Source organism: Microbacterium sp. TPU 3598 (genome assembly GCF_002356155.1).
Lineage (GTDB): Bacteria > Actinomycetota > Actinomycetes > Actinomycetales > Microbacteriaceae > Microbacterium > Microbacterium maritypicum_A.
In genome coordinates this window covers 1,759,325-1,779,992 of sequence record NZ_AP017975.1, presented here as the reverse complement: position 1 = coordinate 1,779,992, position 20,668 = coordinate 1,759,325, and the positions used below count along the sequence as shown (strand labels likewise).

Genomic DNA, 20,668 nt, shown 5'->3' with positions numbered 1-20,668 from the left:
GAAGTCGGTTTTGATCTAGATCAAACATAGCACTGTCCGATTCGACCTAGAATCGCTGAGGAGGACCATGAGCGACCAGATCACAGGCACCACCGCATCGGACATCGCCGACAGCGTGCGTTCCCTGCGCGACCGCGGAATCCTCCAGGCCGGCGCGGTGCTCCCCCCGGTGCGGGAGCTGGCTGCGACCCTGGGCGTCAATCGGAATACTGCCGTCGCCGCCTATCGACAGCTCGCGCAGGCGGGCCTCGTGATCTCCCGTGGGCGCGCCGGAACCGTCGTCGCCGGGATCGAGGCCGTGGCTCAGGAGGGCTATGCCCCGATACCGTGCTCCGCGACATCGGCACGGGGAACCCCGATCCGCGCCTCATCCCCGACCCGGCGCCGGCGCTCATGACCATCGCGTCCCGTTCCGTCCTCTACGGCGAGCCCGTGATCGACCGCGGTCTCGAAGAGTGGTCCCGGCACTGGATCTCGACCGACCTCGACGACGTCGACTTCCGCATCACCGTGACCAGCGGCGCCGTCGACGCCGTCGAGAGGCTGCTCGCCCAGGCGCTCATGCGTGACGACGCGGTGGCTCTGGAAGACCCGTGCTTCCTGGCGAGCATCCACACCGTGCGCCTGGGCGGATACCGGGCCGTCCCCGTGCCTGTCGATGCCGAGGGGATGACGGTCGACGGCCTGCGTTCCGCGCTGGAGGCCGGTGTCCGCGCCATCATCTGCACCCCGCGCGCTCAGAATCCGACCGGCGCGAGCCTCACCGCGTCGCGTGCCGCCGACCTTCGTGCCGTGCTCGCCGACCACCCGTACGTGCTGATCATCGAAGACGACCATTTCTCGATGCTGTCGCAGCGACCCTACGAGTCCCTCATCGGCCCCGACCACCGCCGTTTCGCCCTCGTGCGCTCGGTGTCGAAGTTCCTGGGACCGGACATGTGCCTGGCCATCGCCGCCACCGATCTGGAGACCGCGGAACGCCTCGCGATGCGGCTGAGCCCCGGCACCACCTGGGTGAGCCATCTCCTTCAGCGACTCGCCCTCACACAGTTGACCGACGATGCGGTGATGGCCGAGGTCGCCGCCGCCGCCGCGCACTACGCCCAGCGCAACGCGGCGTTCGCCGCGCGACTGCGTGAGAGCGGCGTCGATGCGACGGTGTCCGACGGCATGAGCCTGTGGATCGAGTTCCGCCAGCCCGCGCGAACCGTCGCCGACCGGCTCATGCGCCGCGGTTGGCTCGCCCGCACCGGAGACGACTTCGCGCTCGATGAGAAGGCCGGGCCGTCGCATCACCTGCGCCTGACGGTGCACGACCTCTCGGACGACGAGGCCGAATCACTGGTCGCAGACCTCGTCGCCGCCGGGCGATGACCATCCGTCGCGGGCACCGGCCCGCCCTGAACGAAAGAGTCGGAGAATGAAGATCCTCTCCATCCAGTCAGCCGTGGCCTTCGGACACGTGGGGAACTCCGCCGCCGTGTTCCCTCTGCAGCGCATCGGCGTCGAAGTTCTCCCGGTCTACACCGTGAACTTCTCGAATCACACCGGCTACGGCGCCTGGCGCGGACCGATGATCGCTCCCGACGATGTGCGCGAGGTCATCACGGGCATCGAGGAACGCGGCGTCTTCGGCCAGATCGACGCCGTCCTCAGCGGCTACCAGGGCGGAGAGGGCATCGGCGACGTGATCATCGACGCCGTCGCGCGCGTCAAGTCCGCGAACCCGAACGCCGTGTACGCCTGCGACCCGGTCATGGGCAACGCGAAGTCGGGTTGCTTCGTGGCGCCGGCCATCCCGGTGCTGCTGCGCGAGCGCGTCGTTCCGGTCGCCGACATCATCACGCCGAACCAGTTCGAGCTCGGCTTCCTCACCGACACCGAGCCCGACACGCTCGAGTCCACGCTCGCCTCGGTCGATCTCGCGCACGCGATGGGTCCGCGCACCGTGCTCGTGACGAGTGTCGAGCGCCCCGACCGCGAAGAGGGCACGATTGAGATGCTCGCCGCCGACGGGGAGGGCGCCTGGCTCGTGCAGACCCCGCACCTCCCGATGAAGGCGAACGGCTCAGGAGATGTGACCGCGGCACTGTTCACCGCCCACTACGTCGAGACGGGCAGCGCGAGGATCGCGCTCGAGCGCACGGCATCGAGCGTGTACGACCTGCTCAAGGCCACGCTCGAATCCGGTGAGCGCGAGCTGCAGCTCGTCGAGGCACAGGAGTTCTACGCGAACCCGCAGATGCAGTTCACCGCCCGCCAGGTGCGCTGAGGCCCGTACTCGCTCTCGCCGCTCCCCCGCTCGACGGATGCCCGCCGGACGGGTGGGCGGTGAGGGACGAAGCCGTCGGCCTCAGTGGTCGGATTCCGGCCAGGCCGCTGCCACAGCCTCGCGCACCTCTCCGAGGAGCTGGGGAAGCGCCTTGGTCTTCGCGATGATCGGGAAGAAGTTCGCGTCCGACGTCCAACGCGGCACCACATGCTGGTGCAGGTGGGCGTCGACGCCGGCGCCGGCGACCGCGCCCTGGTTCATGCCCAGGTTGAAGCCGTCGCATCGGGACACCTCACGGAGAACCCGCATGGCCGTCTGCGTCAGCGCTCCGATCTCGGCGACCTCTTCCGGCGTCGCCTGGTCGTAGGTGCCGATGTGGCGGTAGGGGCAGACCAGGAGATGTCCCGAGTTGTAGGGGAAGAGGTTCAGCAGCACGTAGGCCGTCTCGCCCCGGGCGACGACCAACCGCTCGGCATCCGGGAACTTCGGGGCCTCGCAGAACGGGCACTCCTCGCGCAGAGGCTCCGGCCCCGCCTGGATGTACGCCATCCGGTGCGGGGTCCACAGCCGCTGGAACTCGTCCGGTACGCCGGCGAGACGTCCGGCGTCCTCCAGCGGCTGCTCCCCTTCGGTCACGCCAGGTCCCCTGCCTTCAGCACGAGCGCGTGCGAAGCGATGGCGGCGTTGATCCGGCGCACCGCGTCCGCGACCGGGACGCCGTTCTCCTGCGTGCCGTCGCGGAAGCGGAACGACACCGTCCCCGCGGCACGATCCTGTTCGCCGACGATGAGGATGACGGGCACCTTCGCCGTCGTGTGGGTGCGGATCTTCTTCTGCATACGGTCATCCGAGTGGTCGACGTCTGCCCGGACGCCCGCAGCGCGCAACTGCCCGATGACGTCGTCCAGGTAGTCGCCGTACTGCTCGGCGACCGGGACGCCGACCACCTGGCTGGGTGCGAGCCAGAGCGGGAAGTCGCCGGCATAGTGCTCGAGGAGGATCGCGAAGAAGCGCTCGACGGAGCCGAGGAGTGCGCGATGGATCATCACCGGCCGGTGCTTCTGCCCGTCGGGTCCGGTGTACTCCAGTTCGAAGCGCTCCGGCTGGTTGAAGTCGAGCTGGATGGTCGACATCTGCCAGGTGCGGCCGATCGCGTCACGCGCCTGGACGGAGATCTTCGGCCCGTAGAAGGCCGCGCCGCCGGGGTCGGCGACCAATTCGAGGCCGGACTCGATCGCGACCTCACGCAGCGTGTCGATCGCCGTCGACCACTGCTCCGGCTCGCCGAGGAACTTCGGGTTCCCCTCCTCGTTCGTCGACAGCTCGAGGTAGAAGTCATTGAGGCCGTAGTCGCGGAGCAGGTCGAGGACGAGGTTCAGGTTGGTGGTGAGTTCTTCCTTGACCTGGTCCTGCGCGACGTAGATGTGGGCGTCGTCCTGCGTCAGACCGCGCACTCGGGTCAGTCCCGACAGCGTGCCGCTCTTCTCGTAGCGGTAGACCGTCCCGAACTCGGCCAGACGCAGCGGCAGCTCGCGGTAGGAGCGCCCGCGCGAACGGAAGACGAGGTTGTGGAACGGGCAGTTCATCGGCTTCAGGTAGTAGTCCTGACCCTGGCGGGTGATGTTCCCCTCCTCGTCGACGATCTCGTCGAGGTGCATCGGCGGGAACATGCCGTCGGCATAGGTCTGCAGGTGACCCGACGTCATGAAGAGATCCTTCTTCGTGATGTGCGGGCTGTTCACGAGGTCGTACCCGTTGCGCAGCAGGTGCTTGCGCAGATTCTCCTCGATCTCGTAGCGGATGATGCCGCCCTTGGGATGGAACACCGCGAGTCCCGAGCCGATCTCGTCGGGGAAGGAGAACAGGTCCATCTCCGCACCGAGCTTGCGGTGGTCGCGGCGCTCCGCCTCGGCGATGCGCTCCTGATAGGCACGCAGCTCGTCCTTGGTCGGCCATGCCGTGCCGTAGATGCGCTGCAGCTGCGGGTTCTTCTCGCTGCCGCGCCAATACGCGGCTGCGATGCGCGTGAGGTCCCAACCGTTGCCGATCATGCGCGTGTTGGGCAGGTGCGGGCCGCGGCAGAGGTCCTTCCAGACGACCTCGCCATCACGGGTGGTGTTGTCGTAGATCGTCAGCTCGCCTTCGCCGACCTCGACGGAGGCGCCCTCTGCGGCTTCCTTCCCGCCCTTGAGACCGATGAGCTCGAGCTTGAACGGCTCGTCCGCGAGCTCGGCCCTGGCCTCGTCGTCGGTCACGACACGGCGGACGAAGCGCTGTCCCTCGCGGACGATGCGCTGCATCTCCTTGGAGATCGCCTTGATGTCCTCCGGCGTGAACGGGGTCTCGACCCCGAAGTCGTAGTAGAAGCCGTCGGTGACGGGCGGGCCGATGCCGAGGTTCGCCTGCGGGTTGATGCGCTGCACCGCCTGCGCCAGCACATGGGCTGCCGAGTGACGGAGGATGTTCAGCCCGTCCGCACTGTCGATCGTGACCGCTTCGACCACATCGGTGTCGGTCACGGTCGTGGCGAGATCCTTGAGGTCGCCGTTGACGCGCATCGCGACGACGTTTCGGTCAGTGAACAGGGCGAAGCCGTCATTCGGCCGGGCGTTTTCAGGCACAGAAACTCTCCATCTGGGTCGATACCCAGGTTACTCGCATGACCCGGTCCTCCTGACCGTCCTCGTCCGCGCCGCACGACGTCCGCGCCGCCTCGCGAGCATCACGTAACGTGAACGGATGGACAGAGCAGTCGCACGATGGATCCTCGCGATCGCGCTCGGCGCGATCGGGGTCGGCCACTTCCTCAGCACCCGCGGATTCCGGGTGGTGGTGCCGGACTGGGCGACCCGCCTGACCAAGCTGGACAAGGACACGATCGTGATCGCCTCCGGTGCCACGGAGGTCGCTCTCGCCACCGGCCTGCTCACGCTGCCGAAAGAGCGGCGCCGCATCGGCTGGGCGACCGCCGCGTTCTTCGTCGCCGTGCTGCCGGGGAACATCCACCAGTGGCGCACGAAGCGCTCGACCCCGGGACTCGACACGGATGCTCGCCGATTCGGCAGGCTCTTCCTGCAGCCGCTTCTCGTTCTGTGGGCGCTGTGGGCGACCGGAGACGAGAACCCGCGCCGCCGCGACCGCCGTCGTCGTTGAACGACCGAGCCCGACATCCAGGAGAATTGTCCCCATGACGTCCCCCTCCATCGTGTGGTTCCGCGACGATCTCCGACTCGCCGACAACCTTGCGCTGCGGGCCGCGATCGAACGAGGCGAAGCGGTCATCGCGCTGTATGTGCTCGACGAGGAGTCACCGGGCATCCGTGCGCTCGGTGGCGCTGCGCGCTGGTGGCTGCACCACTCTCTGGCGTCGCTGGACGAGCGGCTCCGCGAGCGCGGTGGCGCACTCGTGCTCCGTCGCGGCCCGGCCGAGCGCATCGTGCGTGACACTGTTGCGGAGGTCGGAGCGGGTGCCGTCTACTGGAATCGCCGTTACGGAGGTGCCGAGCGCGCGATCGACTCCGCGCTGAAGGCCTCCCTCCGGGCCGAGGGACTCGAGGTCACCTCCTTCGCCGGCTCTCTGCTGCATGAGCCGTGGACGGTCACGACGGGCAGCGGCACGCACTACTCCGTCTTCACTCCCTTCTGGCGGGCGTGCCTCGCGCTCCCCGCGCCCCGCGCTCCGCTCCCGGAGCCGCGAACGGTCGAGGGCTCGCAACGCACTCCGGCAACCGAGGCCCTCGAGGACTGGAGCCTGCTGCCCACCGCCCCCGACTGGGCCGACGGCCTGCGCGAGACCTGGGAGCCCGGTGAACCCGCCGCGCGACGGCGTCTACGCCATTTTCTCGACGAAGACCTGGGGCACTACGACCGCGCACGCGATGAACCCGCTTCCGGTGCCACGTCGCGGTTGTCACCGCACCTCCGCTGGGGCGAGATCAGCCCGTTCACGGTCTGGCACGAGGCAGTGGGTGTCGACGGTGCGGGAGGTTTCCTCTCCGAACTGGGCTGGCGCGAGTTCGCCTGGCACACGTTGTACCACTCCCCCGACCTCGCGAGCGAGAACCTTCGACCGGAGTTCGACGCCTTCCCCTGGCCGCCGCTGGACCCCACCCACCTCGATGCCTGGCAGCACGGTGAGACCGGCGTGCCTCTGGTCGACGCCGGCATGCGAGAGCTCTGGCACACCGGCTACATGCACAACCGGGTGCGGATGGTCGTGGCTTCCTTCCTCGTGAAGAACCTGCTCATCGACTGGCGCCGGGGTGAAGAGTGGTTCTGGGACACGCTCGTCGACGCCGATGAAGCCAGCAATCCCTTCAATTGGCAGTGGGTCGCCGGATCCGGCGCCGACGCCGCTCCGTACTTCCGTGTGTTCAACCCCGAACTCCAGGCAAAGAAGTTCGACCCACAGAACCTCTACATCTCGCGCTGGGCCGCAGACGCCCCCGCCGAGCCGATCGTCGACCTGGGTGACACACGCAAGGCGGCACTCGCCGCGTACGACGTCGTCAAGCGCACCCCACGCTCTCGCCGCGAGTGACCGGAGGGCCCGTCACCTGATGGTCGGAGAAGGACGCGCGCGCCGTCCATGCCAGACTGGAGCCGTGACCGAGTCCAGGAAGCCAGCCGTCATCCGCGGCTTCGCTGCCTCGTCGCTGGCGATCTTCGTCGCACTCGCAGGGCACGTGTCGGGTGGCGGACAGATGCCCGGTGCGCTCGGCATCGTGGTGCCGTGGGTGTTCTCCTTCATGATCTGCGTGCTGCTCGCCGGCCGCTCACTGTCGCCCATCCGCTTGACGTTCTCGGTCGCGGTGAGCCAGTTCCTGTTCCACACCCTCTTCGTGCTCGGAACCGTCACGCCCTCCGGTGTCTCCGTCCCGCACGTGCACGGTGCGCCTCTCGTGATCCCCGCGACGCCCGGCCTCCCTGAGGCTGTCACCGCCGACGCATCGATGTGGCTGGGCCACGCGCTCGCGGCGCTGCTGACAGTGTCCGCGCTGTATCGAGGCGAGCGGTTGATCACCGCCGCACGCAACCTCGCCGTGCAGCTGGGGCGATGGCTGCGCCGCCGGGTCGATCACGTGCTGGTCCTCCCGGCTCTCCGCCTCCCGCGCGCTCTCCGCGGCATCTTCGACGTCGCACGCACGGGCGATCTCGTTCTCCTCGCGACCCTCAGAGGCCGCGCTCCTCCCCTCTCCGCAGCGATCTGATCCGCGCCCTGGGCTTTCGCCGGTCCTGTGGTGCGTCACCTCCGTGCGCCTTTCGTCGCGCACGGGTTCTGAACGCATGCATGCACGTCGCTCACGCGACGTCTGATGAGAGGCCATTCCCATGTCCCCTGTCCGCAGGATTGCGGCCGGGCTGGCGTTGGCGACGGTCGCGACCCTCGCGATCGCCACGCCCGCGTCTGCCCACGACCAATTGATCTCCAGCTCCCCGGCCGCCGACGAGCAGTTGGCGGTCGCGCCGGAGAGCATCACGATGACCTTCTCCGGTGAGCTCCTGGTGCTCGACGAGTCACTGACCGGGGCTGTCGTCCTGGTCGTCGACGCCTCGGGGAAGGACTGGGTCTCCGGTGACGTCACGGTCGCCGGCCGCACGGTGACAGCCCCGCTCGAGCCGGGCATGCCGACCGCCGGCTACCAGGTGCGGTGGCAGGTCGTGTCGGAAGACGGCCATCCGATCGCCGGCGTCGTCCCGTTCACCGTGGGCGATGCCGAGCCGATGGCAGCCCCCGCATCCGGCGGCGCGGCGGAGACCCCGGCGGCATCCGCAGAACAGCCGGATCAGAACGCAGCAGATTCCAGCGGCATCGTCAGGGTGCTGCTCATCGGCGCAGGCGGGGCGGCAGCAGCCGTCTTCGTCCTCGTCCTCATCCGATTCCTCCGCCGTCCTCGGACGGCAGCCGCTCCGCCGGAAGACGGCGGCTCCGCGGCAGATGACCTGTGAAAGGCACCACTGTGAACACCAGCAAGAATCTTCCCCGCCTCGCGGCCGTGATCGCGGTCTCCCTCCTCGCGCTCACCGGGTGCACCCCGGAGAGCTCCCCGACCGAATCCGCATCCCGCCCCGCGGGTGACGCCGTCACGATCGAGGATGCGTGGGTGAAGTCGGCGGAAGAGGGCATGTCCGCCGGTTTCGGCACCCTCGTCAACAGCGGTGACGACGACGTGACCGTCGTCTCCGTCACATCCGAGGCGTCGAAGATGCTCGAGCTGCACGAGACGGTCGAGAACGAGGCCGGTGAGATGGTGATGCGCGAGAAGGACGGCGGGTTCGTCATTCCCGCCGGCGGGAAGCTCGCCCTGGAGCCGGGAGGCAACCACATCATGATGATGGACCTGACCGGTCCTCTCACGGCAGGCAGCGACGTGACCTTCACCCTCACGTTCTCCGACGACTCCACGTATGAGTTCACCGCTCCCGTCAAGGACTACTCCGGCGCGAACGAGAACTACGAGGGCGGCGAAGAGCAAGACGGCTCGGGGCAGTGATGTCGGCGCCCGCCGAGGGCGCCCGCTCCCGCCGCGCCGGGTCGACCCGGCGACAGTTCCTCCTCGGGGGAGCCGTCGCCGGCGTCGGCGCGGTCGCGGCTGTCGGAGTGGATCTCGCCCTGAACAGTCAGGAGAACGGTGCGAAGCCGGTCTCCACGCCGATGAACGGCGAGCAGACCGTTCCGTTCTTCGGCACCCACCAAGCCGGTGTCGACACCGCGGCGCAAGCCCACGGTGTCTTCCTCGGGCTCGATCTCCGCGAGGATGTGGACCGCGACGGGCTCACTCGCCTGATGCGGATCCTGACGGACGACGCGGCTCGTCTGACGCAGGGGCTCCCCGCCCTCGCCGATTCCGAGCCGGAGCTCGCGCTCTCGCCGGCGCGGCTCACGATCACCTTCGGCTTCGGACCCGGTCTCGTCGCGCGCGCCGCGGGCTCCGGCCCTGCGTGGCTCGCACCGCTCCCGGCTTTCGGGGTGGATCAACTGCGACCTGAATTCTCGGATGGAGACCTGCTGTTGCAGATCGCCGGGGACGATCCGTTGACGGTTGCCCACGCGACACGGATGCTCCTGAAGGACGCCCGCGGCTTCGCGAGCATCCGATGGACGCAGCAGGGGTTCCGGCGCGCGTACGGCACGGAACGCCCCGGGACCACGATGCGCAACCTCTTCGGACAGGTGGACGGCACGACCAACCCCGAACCGGGCACCTCGGACTTCGACGAGGTCGTATGGAATGCGGACGGCTGGCTGACAGGCGGTACCGGGATGGTGATCCGTCGCATCCGCATGGACCTCGACAAGTGGGACCGCCTGGACCGCGGCGGCCGCGATGCCTCTGTGGGGCGAACACTCGCCAACGGGGCGCCGTTGACTGGGACGGACGAGTTCGACGAACCCGACTTCGAGGCGAAGACGTCGATAGGGTTCCCCGTGATCCCGCAGTTCGCACATATCCGGCGGGCGCGCGGCGACGGGGAGGAGCGCATCTTCCGGCGCGCGTACAACTACGACGAGCGTCCGATCGGCGCCGAGGTCTCCGAGTCGGGGCTGATCTTCGTCTCCTTCCAGGCCGACATCGCGCGGCAGTTCATCCCGATGCAGCGCAGACTCGACGAGCTCGACCTGCTCAACGAGTGGACGGTCCCGATCGGCTCAGCCGTGTTCGCGATCCCGCCCGGATGCGCGGAAGACGGATTCATCGGCGACACGCTTCTGGCGTGATCGGCTGCGGGCGTGCCCGGGCCCATCCGGGCACGCCCGCAGCGGCGGGCGGCACTCCCCCGACGAGGAACGGCCTGCTTCGGAAACCGATGGGCGCGACATCCTCGGAGTACGAGAGACTCTCGAGACACGAAAAAACCCCCGGAGATCCGGGGGTTTCAGTGTGCGCGATACTGGGATCGAACCAGTGACCTCTTCCGTGTCAGGGAAGCGCGCTACCGCTGCGCCAATCGCGCCCGTTGGGGCTTTTCAGTTTTCCGTGAGGTGGCGACGGGATTCGAACCCGTGTAAACGGCTTTGCAGGCCGGTGCCTAGCCGCTCGGCCACGCCACCGTGTGGATTGACCCCACGTGCGGCAGACCTTCCGAAGAAGACCTACTGCACTCGAGCGGATGACGAGACTCGAACTCGCGACCCCAACCTTGGCAAGGTTGTGCGCTACCAACTGCGCTACATCCGCATTTCGTTCCCGGTTGTCCCGGGCACTCATGAAACATTAGCCGAAGATCCGCACTCCGCCAAACCGGCAGCGAATCTCGCGCGTGTCTCGCCGAGTGGTCCGCGAGGCCTCCGAGCGTCCGGTAGTATCGGTTGACGTACCCCACGGGTATGGGCGATTGGCGCAGTTGGTAGCGCGCTTCCTTCACACGGAAGAGGTCATCGGTTCGAGTCCGGTATCGCCCACCACATCGCCCCCGGTTCTCCCGGGGGCTTTTTCGTCCCCTGCCCGCTCCCCCGGCGGCGTTCCTGGGAACTTGCTATGGTCGAGAGACGCTCTCACCCCCCCCTGAGCGATGGTCGTGGCTTCGCCGCGATCTCACGCGTCAGACGCCGACCGGCGACCACGCGATCACCGAATCCCGTTCGAGGATGCACCGCTGTTCGGTGCGCCCGGAAACGGACGTCCTCGAAAGGAGCCGCACCCCGGGCTACTCGTCTGTGTGCTGTGATGCGCCTCAGTGGTCCAGGTTCGTTCTCGCCATGCCGACCCTTCTCCACTCCCCGCAGAACCCTCAACACCAGACGACGCACTACTCCCCCACTTAGCGGGACTCCTTCTCCATCGACAGGCGGCATCGCCGCACCAAGACGAGAAAGCGAGTACCCGGTGGAAGACTTCCACACACTGTCAGGACCGGTCGTGATCCTGCTCATGCTGCTGTTCTTCGGCGGCAGCCTCTACATGTCCATCCGCATCTCCCGCAGAAAGGAGAACGCCGACGGATACATGACCGGTGGCGGCAAGATCGGGTTCGGCATCTCCGCCGCCTCGATGACCGCTACCTGGATCTGGGCATCCTCGATGTACGCCTCCGCGACATCCGGATACACCTACGGCATCTCCGGCCCCATTCACTACGGCCTCTGGGGTGCACTGATGATCCTCCTCATCTATCCGTTCGGGCGCCGCATCCGCACGGTCGCACCCCACGCGCACACCATCGCCGAGGTCATGTTCGCCCGCCACGGACGTTCGAGCCAGCTCATGCTCGCCGGCTCCAATGTGCTCGGCAGCCTGATCAGCCTCACGTCGAATCTGATCGCCGGAGGCGCGCTCGTCTCGATGCTGTCGCCGTTCACCTTCACACAGGGCATCGTCGCCATCGCGATCGGCGTGCTCGCCTACACGCTGTGGTCGGGCTTCAGGGCGTCGGTGCTCACCGACTTCGCGCAGGTCATCGCCATGCTGGGCGCCGTCGCGATCATCGTTCCGGTGATCTTCTTCGCCGCGGGCGGCCCCGAGCTGTTCGTCACCGGCGCAGCGAACCTCACCCCGCAGCAGGGCGACTTCTTCTCTTCCGACGCGTTCTTCAACCAGGGCGCTCCCTACATCGCCGCGGTGCTCGCCTACGCGATCGGCAACCAGACCATCGCGCAGCGACTGTTCGCCGTGCGAGAGGACCTCATCAAGAAGACATTCGTCACCGCGACATTCGGGTACGGCGCGTCGATCATCGGGATCGGCATGCTGGGAGTGCTCGCCCTGTACGCAGGGATCCAGCCGATGGACGGCGACGTCAACAATCTGATCCCGCAGATGGCCTCGACATACCTGCCCCCGTTGCTGATCTGCGTGTTCTTCGTCATGATCATCGGCTCGTTGTCGTCGACCGCGGATGCCGACATGACGGCTCTCTCGTCGATCATGATGGCTGACATCTACGGGCAGAACATCGCGGGCAAGAAGAACGCCAACCCGAAGACGATGCTGCTCATCGGCAGACTCACCATGATCGGCGCAACCGCAGCGGCACTCGGCTTCGCATCGATGCAGTTCAACATCCTCGACCTCCTGGTGTTCGTCGGTGCACTGTGGGGAGCGCTCGTGTTCCCGGTCATCGCGAGCTTCTACTGGGACCGCGTGACGAACTCCGCGTTCAGCATCGCCGTGATCGCCGCGCTCGCCGCGTTCCTGCCCGTGCGTTTCGAGTGGATCTCCCTGTCGGGGGGCTGGGGTCTCGCGAGTGACGTCCTCTCCGTCGTCGGGATCGGGGTGGTCCTGGCCCTGATGTCGTTCGGCTTCTTCGGTCTGCGGGTGGCGCTTGTGGTCGGGACGCTGGCCACGCTGGTGTCGGCGCCGTTCGCGATCGGCTTCCTGCACCAGTACCCGGTGTTGTCGGGGTCGCTGGTCGCATACGCGGTGAGCACGTTGGTCTGCGTCGCCCTCACGATGATGAACAGGACGCGGAGATTCGACTTCGACCTGATCAAGGAGCGCACCGGCAGCTTCGACACCGGGGATATCACACGAAGCGCCGATGTGAAGGGCGACGCCACGCTCGCCGGGAAGGACGCCTGATGGAGACCATTCTGTTGACCGCGTACGTACTGGTGTGGCCGATCATCGTCGTCGGGGTGCTCACCGTCGTGATTCGGGCTTTCGTGAAGGACGCCAAGGAGGCGAAACGCGAAGGGCGCGACATCATCTGATCATCGATGGCTCCGCACAGATGTCGACAAGGCGTGTGCGGAGCCATCGGCGCACTGCCCCCGCGCCTGCACCTCTCCCGCTCGGACGAAGAGGATTGTCTCGATGCCGCCCGTCGTCGCGCGTCGCCGCCCTCCGTGGCGCTACTCGATCGGAATACGCAGGACTCGGTCGTCGCCCTCGCGGGGATCGCCCCGCCCGTCCGTGTTGTTCGTGAGAACCCAGAGTGCCCCGTCTGGCGCGACCACGACGTCGCGAAGCCTCCCGAGCGATTCGACGAAGTATTCTCCGGCGGTGCGCACGTCGGAGAGCGGCACCTCCCTGAGCCGCTCTCCACGGAGATTCGCGATGAAGATCGATCCCGACGCGATCGTGATGCCGCTCGGACTGGCGGTGTCCGGCGACCACTGCTGGACCGGATCGACGAACCCGTCACGATCCGCGATGCCCTCGACCGTCGGCCACCCGTAGTTCCCACCGGCCTCGATCACGTTCAGTTCGTCCCAGGTGTCCTGGCCGAACTCGCTCACGTAGAGCGTGCCTTCGTCGTCCCACGCCAGGCCCTGAGGATTGCGGTGGCCCAGGCTGTAGACGGGTGATCCCGGGAAGGGGTTGTCCTCCGGCACGTCCCCGTCCGGTGTGATGCGGAGGATCTTCCCGGCCAGCGAGTCCCGATCCTGAGCCCCCTCACGGTCGCCCGCGTCGCCGACCGTCACGTAGAGCATGTCGTCGGGGCCGAACGCGATGCGTCCGCCGTTGTGATTCCCGGCGGCGGGGATCCCGGAGAGGATCGTCTCGGATTCGCCGAGCTCGAACGAACCCGGCGCCCCCGACAACGCGAAGCGCTGCACCCTGTTCTCGCCGACAGCCGTCGAGTACGCGTACAGCCAATCGTCCCGCAGCGCGATACCGAGCAGTCCCCCTCTCCTCGAGGCGCGACGCCGTCGATCATCCCGAGCTCGCGAAGCCTCCCGTCGCCGGAAACCTCGACGATGCGGGCGGTGTCCCGTTCGCTGATCAGCGCCGTGCTCCCGAAGAAGGCGATGGACCATGGGGCCTCCAGTCCAGCCGCGACCGTGGACGCGCGCCCCGGAACGATGCTTCCCGATCCGGCGGACGGCGAGGGTGCGAGCGGCGCGGGAGAGGACGAGGCGGGGGACGTCGGAGCGCACGCGGCGAGAGCGATCGCGATGAGAGCAGTCGAGACGAGAGCGCCCGCCCCGCGAGCGACCGCGGCGACACGCGGATCGGCCGGCGTCCTCTGCGCCCTCCGCGTCGTCGTCATCGCCGATCCCTTCGTCCTCCGTTCGAGAGTAGGCGAGCGGCGCGCACCGCAGAAGAGGCAGGTGTCCGAGGGGGCGCGTAGCCTGCCACGGTGTCGAAGGAACAAGCTCTCCCGGGCCCGTGCACCCTCTGCGGAGGAACGCGCGGTGCCCGGGGTGACGACTCCTGGCGCTGCGCCTCCTGCGGATGGCGCTACGGGGACGTCCCCGACGCCGATCTCCCGCTCCCCCGAATCGACGTCGTCTACTACATCCGTTTCGACCGTCGGGCGAAGATCGGCACGAGCCGACGACCGCGACAACGGCTGGCGAGCATCCGACACGACGAGCTCCTCGCCTTCGAGCGAGGCGGACGCCCGGTCGAGCAGCAGCGACACCGCGAGTTCGCCTCGGTCCGCGAAGGCGGAGAGTGGTTCACGTTGACGGACGATCTGCGGACGCACGTCGACGCCCTCCGCCGCGAGGGTGAGCCGTGGCTGCTCTACGGGCGATGGCTGAGCAACGCGCTCCGCGGTCTCGATGCCTCGTGACCTGCGCCAGGACATGACGATGCCGGGCGACCGCTTCGGGAAGTCCAGTCGCCCGGCACCGCGTCTCTGCGGGGATCAGGCCGTGGCCGCATGCCCCCTGGTGGTCGCCGGCTGCGGCTGCGAGAACAGCACCACGACGATCACGGCGACGCCGACGACGACGTGCGGGAGCCAGACGTTCAGCGCCTCGCCCGCGAACCCGAAGATCCACGGCGAGAGGGCGAGGAAGAGGCTGGCGACGATGTCGAACACCAGGTGGACGGGCATCGGGATGAAACCGAAGGGACCCCATTCGTACTTCGTGAAGAGGCTGTACACGATCAGCCCGACACCGAGGACGATCGGGATGATGACCGCCGCTCCGCCCACGTTCGCGAAGCCGAACAGCCAGGGAGCGGCGATCAACGCGACGCCGACGATGTAGTCGAGAATTCCGTGGACCTTGGTGGGGATGAAACGCATGATTCCTCCTTGTGTGGCGCCGCTTCCGCGACTCACCACTGGTTCGAAGCCCGCCACGGATCGGATTGCCTCCCCGCCTCAGAGGACGATCGACCTGCGGGCCGGGGAGCTCGACTCGAGTCTCTCGACGGCGCACTCGCGGCCCGGTCCCAGGCAGCCCTGCTACGTTGAGCATGCCGGTATCTCGCCGGCATCAGGGAAGACTTCTCGTCGACCAACGGGCCTCCTGGGTCATTTCGTTCTCCGTCGCCTCCTCTGTGTGAGCCCGAGGAGCATCATGCCCACCCCGTCAGTCCCCTCTTTTCTCGACCCTGCGCACGCCTGGGCGGCGCCCACCGCCCTCCCCGTCGGCACCACGGCCATCGTGTATTGCGAGGGCCAGTTCGGCGAGCAGGACGGCAAGACCGCGAACGGTCTGGTCCGACACTCGGAGAAGTACGAGATCCTCAGCGTCATCGACAGCACCCACGCGGGTGCGGACGCCGGGGTGCTCCTGGACGGTCTCGCGAACGACATCCCGATCCTCGACGGACTCCCGACGGCGATCGCTCATGCAGGTCACGTGCCGGACTACCTGATCTGCGGTGTCGCACCGGCTGATGGGCTGCTCTCCGCCGACCAGCGCACCGTGCTGCTGGACGGCATCGCCCGCGGGATGCACATCATCAACGGCCTGCACGAGTTCCTCACCGACGATGCCGAGTTCGTCGCGGCTGCCCTTCTCGCCCAGGTCACGATCACCGATATCCGTCGCCCCCGGGACAAGAAGGATCTCCATCTGTTCTCCGGCCGCATCTTCGACGTGACCTGTCCGCGCATCACCATCCTCGGGACCGACGGCGCGATCGGCAAGCGCACCACCGCGACGATCCTCGTGAAGGCCCTCAACGATCGTGGCGTCCACGCCGTGATGGTCGGCACCGGACAGACCACGATCATCCAGGGCGGCCGCTACGGCGTCGCGCTCGACGCCCTCGTGCCCCAGTTCTGCTCGGGTGAGGTCGAGAACCAGGTGGTCGCGGCGTTCGAAGGCGAAGACCCGGACGTCATCATCGTGGAGGGCCAGGGCGCGCTCAGCCACCCCGCATACATCACCTCGGCGCACATCCTCCGCGGCAGTCAGCCTGCGGGGGTCATCGTGCAGCACGCCCCGGGCCGGACGGTCCTGGGCGATTTCCCGATGGTCGCGATGCCGACGGTCACGAGTGAGATCGCCCTGATCGAGGCTTTCGCCGACACGAAGGTCATCGGCGTCACAGTGAACCATGAGAACCTCACGGCGGAGCAGCTCGCCGCCGCCATCGACGAGATCGAGCTCGACACCGGACTCCCCGCCACCGACCCGCTGACCCGACCGCTGGCGGAGCTCGTGGAGATGGTGCTGCAGGCGTTCCCGACGCTCAGCCCGCGACGGACCACCCGTAGCGCCGCGTGAGAGCCGCTCCGACCCGGTCATAGCGCCCCCGATCGAGAACGGCGGCCTCTCGCCGCAACCCGCGCTCGTGCACGCTGTACAGCTGCTCGACATCCACCCAGGACTCTCGACCCTGAGAGTCCCAGTCGCCCGTACCGATCGACAGATAGTCGCGGTCACCGTCATGGGGCTTGCTCGTCATCCGCACCGCGTACACGCGCTCTGCGGACTCCCGTCCGATGACGAGCACGGGACGATCCTTCCCGCGACCGTCGTTCTCCTCGTAGGGAACCCAGGTCCAGACGATCTCTCCCGCGTCCGGTGCGCCGTCCCGCTGCGGTGCGTAGCCGACCTGCAGGTGCGTGATCCGATCCGGATCGATGCGGACGGTGTCGGTGCCGCGCGCCCGTCCCGGGTCGGTGCCGCCACCCGCGGGCGTCGGGCGCTCCTGTGGGGTCCGTAGACGCGCGTCCGGGCGTCTCGGATCTGATGTCCGAGACGCCCGGCCGGAGCCCACTGCCTTGAGCAGGATCTCCGCGAGTGTTGCCAGGATGCCGTTGGTCTTGCTCACACGGTCACCCTAACCGCTGATCACGCGTCTGCGAGTGCGTAGCCCTCCTCGCCGTGCACGACCTGGTCGACACCGGCGATCTCGTCTTCGTTCGTGACGCGGAAGCCGATGGTCTTCTCGATCGCGAAGCCGATGATGAACGCGACGATGAAGGAGTAGATCAGCACTCCGAGCGCCGCGATCAGCTGTACGGCGAGCTGGCGGGCGTCGCCGCCGACGAACAGTCCCGTCTCGGTGGCGAAGAAGCCGAGGTACAGCGTTCCGATGAGACCGCCGACGAGGTGGATGCCGACCACGTCGAGCGAGTCGTCGAATCCGAGGCGGAACTTCAACTCGATCGCGAGGGCGCACACGACACCGGCGAGTGCGCCGAGAAGCAGAGCCCAACCCGGCGTCAGGTTGGCGCAGGCCGGGGTGATCGCGACCAGACCGGCGACGGCACCGGACGCTGCACCGACCGAGGTGGGCTTGCCGTCCTTGATCTTCTCGACGAGGATCCAGCCGAGGATGGCGGCCGCCGTGGCGCCCAGGGTGTTCAGACCGATGAGTCCGACGCCGCCCATGTCTTCGGCCAGCCATTCCGCTCCCGCGTTGAAACCGAACCAGCCGAACCACAGCAGGGCGGCCCCGAGGAGCGTGAGCGGCACGTTGTGCGGCTTCAGGATGCCCTTCTGGAACCCGATGCGCTTGCCGAGGACCAGGGCGAGTGCCAGAGCCGCGGCGCCCGCGTTGATGTGCACGGCGGTACCGCCGGCGTAGTCGATCACGCCGATGCCGCTGTCCTCGCCGAAGAGCGTGGTGCCGAGGTTCATGATCCAGCCACCGCCCCAGACCCACGCGGCGACCGGGAAGTAGCCGACGGTCGCGAAGATGCCGGCGAAGATGAGCCAGCTGCCGAACTTCGCACGATCCGCGATCGCTCCGGAGATCAGCGCGACCGTGATGATCGCGAATGTGGCACCGTAGGCCACCCCCAGGAGCGCGACGTTCGAGCCCTCACCGGCCGCCAGGCTCGACAGCCCGAAGTCCGCGAAGGGGTTGCCAGCGAAGGCGGTCGGGCTGTCGACCGCGCTCATCGAGAAACCGAAGAGAATCCAGAGCACGGCGACGAGTCCGATGGAGCCGAAGCTCATCATCATCATGCTGACGACGCTCTTCGCCTTGACGAGACCGCCATAGAAGAAGGCGACGCCGGGCGTCATGAGCAGCACCAGCGCTGTCGCGGTGATCGCCCACGAGATGTTGCCGGGAGCATCCATAGGAAAACCTCACATCCGAAGTAATTGAGAGCTTCAGTGTGACGACCTGCGGTTTCATCAATGCGTGAGGTTTGTTTCCCCGCTGTTACAGCGCGGCTCCGCCCGTGAACATCGCGTTACGCGCGCCTGCAGGCTTACGCAGAATGTGTCAGGGCATTGAGTCGGGAGATGGCGCGGAGGTACTTCTTGCGGTACCCGCCGGCGAGCATCTCGTCGGAGAAGACCGCGTCGAGGCCGAGCCCGGTGGCCACGATCGGGATCTGCGCGTCGTACACACGATCGACGAACGCGACGAAGCGCAGCGCCTCCGACTGATCGGTGAGCTGGCGCACGCCGCGCAGGCCCACGCTTCCCAGTCCGTCGATCAGCCTGATGTAGCGCGAGGGGTGCACCTGCGCGAGATGACGGATCAGGTCGTCGAACCGGTCGTCCGACGCTGCGCCCGCAGCGCCGGCCCTTTCGATCGCCGTCTCGTACGCGTCGTCGTCGAGCACCACCGCGTGTCCGTCGAGGGCGCGCTGGCGGAAGTCGACGCCATCGATGCGCAGCGTCTGGAAGCTGTCGGACATCGCATGGATCTCGCGCAGGAAGTCCTGTGCGGCGAAGCGCCCCTCGCCGAGCGCGTTCGGCGGGGTGTTCGAGGTCGCGGCGAGCCGGGTCCCCGTCGGCACGAGCTCTCCCAGAAGGCGGGTCATCACCATCGTGTCGCCCGGGTCGTCGAGCTCGAACTCGTCGATGCACAGCAGGTCGGCGCCTTTGAGCAGATCGACGGTGTTCTTGTAGCCGAGTGCGCCGACCAGGGCGGTGTACTCGATGAACGAGCCGAAGTACTTACGGCGGGCGGGCATCGCGTGATAGATCGAGGCGAGCAGGTGCGTCTTCCCGACGCCGAAACCACCGTCGAGGTAGACGCCGGGCTTCAGCTCGGGCTCCTTCTTCGCCCGGCTGAACAGCCCTCCGCGCTTCGCGGGGGTGCCGCGCCCGGCGAAGCGCATCAGCGTCTCCTTCGCCTCCTCCTGCGAGGGATATGCGGGATCGGCGCGATAGCTGTCGAACGTCGCGGTGTCGAACTGCGGCGGCGGCACCAGGCTCGCCAGCATCTCGGGTCCGCTGACGGTCGGCTGGCGCTCGGTGAGGTGCACGATTCCCGTGCGGCTGGTCGGGTCGGTCATCACGGTCCTGAATCAGGTGCTCACCTGTGTCGAAGTCTTACGAATCGGGCGCAGGGTGCTCGGCGGGGATCTATCGTCGAAGGGACGGATCAACACTACGCCGTCTGCAGCCGCACCCTCGTCCGCTCAAACGCTTCGGAGATCCCATGGCCATCGAGTTCGATTCCTCCTCCCCCAAGTTCGCCGAGTACGCCGAACCCGGCCGGCTCGTCACCACCGAGTGGCTCGCGGAACGGCTGGGGACTCCTGGACTCGTGGTCGTCGAGTCCGACGAAGACGTGCTCCTCTACGAAACCGGCCACATCCCGGGCGCGGTGAAGGTCGACTGGCACACCGAACTCAACGACCCGGTCGTGCGCGACTACGTCGACGGCGAGGGCTTCGCCGAGCTGCTCAGCCGCAAGGGCATCGCACGCGACGACACGGTCGTCATCTACGGCGACAAGAACAACTGGTGGGCCGCCTACGCCCTCTGGGTGTTCTCGCTGTTCGGCCACGAAGACGTGCGTCTGCTCGACGGCGGACGCGATCGGTGGATCGCCGAGGGGCGCGAGCTCACGCGTGAGGCAACGAACCGGCCGCCCACGGAGTACCCCGTCGTCGAGCGCGACGACTCGATCATCCGTGCATACAAGGAAGACGTCCTGGCCCACATCGGCAGCCCGCTGATCGATGTGCGCTCCCCGAGGAGTACAGCGGAGAGCGCACGACGGCGCCCGCGTATCCCGAGGAGGGAACCCTCCGCGCCGGTCACATCCCGACCGCGCAGAGCGTGCCGTGGGCGAAGGCGGTGGCCGAGGACGGCGGCTTCCGCAGCCGTGCGGAGCTCGACGCGATCTACCGCGACGGCGCAGGGCTCCGCGACGGGGATGATGTCGTCGCCTACTGCCGGATCGGCGAGCGGTCGAGCCACACCTGGTTCGTGCTCAAGCACCTCCTCGGCTTCGAGAACGTGCGCAACTACGACGGATCCTGGACAGAGTGGGGCAGCGCGGTACGCGTGCCCATCGTCACCGGTTCCGAGCCCGGCACACTCTGAACATGTGACAATGACAG

17 protein-coding genes, 4 tRNA genes and 3 pseudogenes are annotated in these 20,668 nt (G+C 67.5%); 14 read left to right on the top strand and 10 right to left on the bottom strand.

The window, feature by feature from the left end:
- Positions 1–67 precede the first annotated feature (67 nt).
- A pseudogene (locus tag MST3598_RS08455) lies at positions 68–1,374 on the top strand (aminotransferase class I/II-fold pyridoxal phosphate-dependent enzyme).
- A gap of 46 nt (positions 1,375–1,420) precedes the next feature.
- A complete protein-coding gene (gene pdxY / locus MST3598_RS08450) occupies positions 1,421–2,272 on the top strand; it encodes a pyridoxal kinase PdxY (RefSeq protein WP_029259275.1) in 852 nt (283 codons plus the stop codon).
- A gap of 81 nt (positions 2,273–2,353) precedes the next feature.
- Here the strand turns inward: pdxY and MST3598_RS08445 are convergent, their stop codons facing one another.
- Both MST3598_RS08445 and thrS read right to left on the bottom strand, forming a co-directional pair.
- Positions 2,354–2,908, bottom strand: coding sequence for an HIT family protein (locus MST3598_RS08445; RefSeq protein WP_021200648.1), 555 nt, complete (start codon positions 2,906–2,908; stop codon positions 2,354–2,356).
- Positions 2,905–4,830, bottom strand: coding sequence for a threonine--tRNA ligase (gene thrS / locus MST3598_RS08440; RefSeq protein ID WP_231494447.1), 1,926 nt, complete (start codon positions 4,828–4,830; stop codon positions 2,905–2,907). The genes MST3598_RS08445 and thrS overlap by 4 nt, the downstream gene beginning before the upstream one ends.
- A 181-nt stretch (positions 4,831–5,011) precedes the next feature.
- Here thrS and MST3598_RS08435 point away from each other — a divergent pair, with 181 nt between their 5' ends.
- From MST3598_RS08435 to MST3598_RS08410, 6 genes are all read left to right on the top strand, one after another.
- Positions 5,012–5,425, top strand: coding sequence for a DoxX family protein (locus MST3598_RS08435; protein WP_021200650.1), 414 nt, complete (start codon positions 5,012–5,014; stop codon positions 5,423–5,425).
- A 34-nt stretch (positions 5,426–5,459) separates the two neighbouring features.
- Entirely contained in the window at positions 5,460–6,812 is a 1,353-nt protein-coding gene (locus MST3598_RS08430; RefSeq protein WP_029259277.1) for a cryptochrome/photolyase family protein, read from the top strand.
- Positions 6,813–6,876: 64 nt separating this feature from the next.
- The gene (locus MST3598_RS08425; protein WP_051671033.1) at positions 6,877–7,482 is read left to right on the top strand and encodes a hypothetical protein; all 606 of its coding nucleotides are present in this window, start codon (positions 6,877–6,879) and stop codon (positions 7,480–7,482) included.
- Between the two features lie 121 nt (positions 7,483–7,603).
- Positions 7,604–8,221: a copper resistance CopC family protein gene (locus MST3598_RS08420; protein WP_029259279.1), complete on the top strand. Its 618-nt coding sequence runs from the start codon at positions 7,604–7,606 to the stop codon at positions 8,219–8,221.
- An 11-nt stretch (positions 8,222–8,232) separates the two neighbouring features.
- A complete protein-coding gene (locus tag MST3598_RS08415) occupies positions 8,233–8,766 on the top strand; it encodes a copper chaperone PCu(A)C (protein ID WP_029259280.1) in 534 nt (177 codons plus the stop codon).
- A complete protein-coding gene (locus tag MST3598_RS08410; RefSeq protein ID WP_029259281.1) occupies positions 8,766–9,992 on the top strand; it encodes a Dyp-type peroxidase in 1,227 nt (408 codons plus the stop codon). Before MST3598_RS08415 ends, MST3598_RS08410 begins: the two co-directional genes overlap by 1 nt.
- A gap of 164 nt (positions 9,993–10,156) precedes the next feature.
- Here the strand turns inward: MST3598_RS08410 and MST3598_RS08405 are convergent.
- From MST3598_RS08405 to MST3598_RS08395, 3 genes are all read right to left on the bottom strand, one after another.
- A tRNA-Val gene (locus MST3598_RS08405) sits at positions 10,157–10,228 on the bottom strand.
- Positions 10,229–10,254: 26 nt separating this feature from the next.
- Positions 10,255–10,325: transfer RNA gene (locus tag MST3598_RS08400), tRNA-Cys, on the bottom strand.
- A 54-nt stretch (positions 10,326–10,379) separates the two neighbouring features.
- A tRNA-Gly gene (locus MST3598_RS08395) sits at positions 10,380–10,452 on the bottom strand.
- A 151-nt stretch (positions 10,453–10,603) separates the two neighbouring features.
- Between MST3598_RS08395 and MST3598_RS08390 the strand changes: the two genes are divergently transcribed.
- The 3 genes from MST3598_RS08390 (at position 10,604) to MST3598_RS18660 (ending at position 12,923) form a co-directional block, all read left to right on the top strand.
- Positions 10,604–10,679, top strand: a tRNA-Val gene (locus MST3598_RS08390).
- Positions 10,680–11,145: 466 nt separating this feature from the next.
- On the top strand, positions 11,146–12,792 hold the full coding sequence (locus MST3598_RS08385) for a sodium:solute symporter family protein (RefSeq protein WP_046398999.1): 1,647 nt from the start codon (positions 11,146–11,148) through the stop codon (positions 12,790–12,792).
- On the top strand, positions 12,792–12,923 hold the full coding sequence (locus MST3598_RS18660) for a putative transporter small subunit (RefSeq protein WP_029259283.1): 132 nt from the start codon (positions 12,792–12,794) through the stop codon (positions 12,921–12,923). Before MST3598_RS08385 ends, MST3598_RS18660 begins: the two co-directional genes overlap by 1 nt.
- A gap of 141 nt (positions 12,924–13,064) precedes the next feature.
- Here MST3598_RS18660 and MST3598_RS08375 read toward each other — a convergent pair.
- Positions 13,065–14,206 (bottom strand): annotated as a pseudogene (locus tag MST3598_RS08375) (PQQ-dependent sugar dehydrogenase).
- Positions 14,207–14,296: 90 nt separating this feature from the next.
- Between MST3598_RS08375 and MST3598_RS08370 the strand changes: the two are divergent.
- Positions 14,297–14,734 (top strand): GIY-YIG nuclease family protein, encoded by a 438-nt coding sequence (locus MST3598_RS08370; protein ID WP_096359528.1) that lies wholly within the window; start codon positions 14,297–14,299, stop codon positions 14,732–14,734.
- Positions 14,735–14,809: 75 nt separating this feature from the next.
- On the opposite strand, the gene MST3598_RS08365 is transcribed toward MST3598_RS08370, so the two are convergent.
- Positions 14,810–15,196, bottom strand: a complete 387-nt coding sequence (locus tag MST3598_RS08365) for an SPW repeat domain-containing protein (RefSeq protein WP_021200660.1) — start codon at positions 15,194–15,196, stop codon at positions 14,810–14,812.
- Positions 15,197–15,473: 277 nt separating this feature from the next.
- Here MST3598_RS08365 and MST3598_RS08360 point away from each other — a divergent pair, with 277 nt between their 5' ends.
- The gene (locus tag MST3598_RS08360) at positions 15,474–16,631 is read left to right on the top strand and encodes a DUF1611 domain-containing protein (RefSeq protein ID WP_021200661.1); all 1,158 of its coding nucleotides are present in this window, start codon (positions 15,474–15,476) and stop codon (positions 16,629–16,631) included.
- Here MST3598_RS08360 and MST3598_RS08355 read toward each other — a convergent pair.
- From MST3598_RS08355 to zapE, 3 genes are all read right to left on the bottom strand, one after another.
- A complete protein-coding gene (locus tag MST3598_RS08355; protein WP_021200662.1) occupies positions 16,597–17,181 on the bottom strand; it encodes a type II toxin-antitoxin system PemK/MazF family toxin in 585 nt (194 codons plus the stop codon). The two genes, MST3598_RS08360 and MST3598_RS08355, sit on opposite strands and share 35 nt — an antisense overlap.
- A gap of 20 nt (positions 17,182–17,201) precedes the next feature.
- The gene (locus tag MST3598_RS08350; protein WP_021200663.1) at positions 17,202–18,440 is read right to left on the bottom strand and encodes an ammonium transporter; all 1,239 of its coding nucleotides are present in this window, start codon (positions 18,438–18,440) and stop codon (positions 17,202–17,204) included.
- A gap of 134 nt (positions 18,441–18,574) precedes the next feature.
- Positions 18,575–19,612: a cell division protein ZapE gene (gene zapE / locus MST3598_RS08345; RefSeq protein WP_029259286.1), complete on the bottom strand. Its 1,038-nt coding sequence runs from the start codon at positions 19,610–19,612 to the stop codon at positions 18,575–18,577.
- A gap of 146 nt (positions 19,613–19,758) precedes the next feature.
- Here zapE and MST3598_RS08340 point away from each other — a divergent pair.
- A pseudogene (locus tag MST3598_RS08340) lies at positions 19,759–20,651 on the top strand (sulfurtransferase).
- Positions 20,652–20,668: the final 17 nt, after the last annotated feature.

Excerpts from the sequence above, each read along its gene's own strand:
- MST3598_RS08360 (WP_021200661.1), top strand. The coding sequence starts at position 15,474 with ATGCCCACCCCGTCAGTCCCCTCTTTTCTCGACCCTGCGCACGCCTGG.
- MST3598_RS08410 (WP_029259281.1), top strand. The coding sequence starts at position 8,766 with ATGTCGGCGCCCGCCGAGGGCGCCCGCTCCCGCCGCGCCGGGTCGACC.
- MST3598_RS08420 (WP_029259279.1), top strand. The coding sequence starts at position 7,604 with ATGTCCCCTGTCCGCAGGATTGCGGCCGGGCTGGCGTTGGCGACGGTC.
- MST3598_RS08350 (WP_021200663.1), bottom strand. The coding sequence starts at position 18,440 with ATGGATGCTCCCGGCAACATCTCGTGGGCGATCACCGCGACAGCGCTG.
- MST3598_RS08430 (WP_029259277.1), top strand. The coding sequence starts at position 5,460 with ATGACGTCCCCCTCCATCGTGTGGTTCCGCGACGATCTCCGACTCGCC.
- MST3598_RS08385 (WP_046398999.1), top strand. The coding sequence starts at position 11,146 with ATGCTGCTGTTCTTCGGCGGCAGCCTCTACATGTCCATCCGCATCTCC.
- MST3598_RS18660 (WP_029259283.1), top strand. The coding sequence starts at position 12,792 with ATGGAGACCATTCTGTTGACCGCGTACGTACTGGTGTGGCCGATCATC.
- MST3598_RS08365 (WP_021200660.1), bottom strand. The coding sequence starts at position 15,196 with ATGCGTTTCATCCCCACCAAGGTCCACGGAATTCTCGACTACATCGTC.
- thrS (WP_231494447.1), bottom strand. The coding sequence starts at position 4,830 with ATGCGCGTCAACGGCGACCTCAAGGATCTCGCCACGACCGTGACCGAC.
- zapE (WP_029259286.1), bottom strand. The coding sequence starts at position 19,612 with ATGACCGACCCGACCAGCCGCACGGGAATCGTGCACCTCACCGAGCGC.
- pdxY (WP_029259275.1), top strand. The coding sequence starts at position 1,421 with ATGAAGATCCTCTCCATCCAGTCAGCCGTGGCCTTCGGACACGTGGGG.
- MST3598_RS08435 (WP_021200650.1), top strand. The coding sequence starts at position 5,012 with ATGGACAGAGCAGTCGCACGATGGATCCTCGCGATCGCGCTCGGCGCG.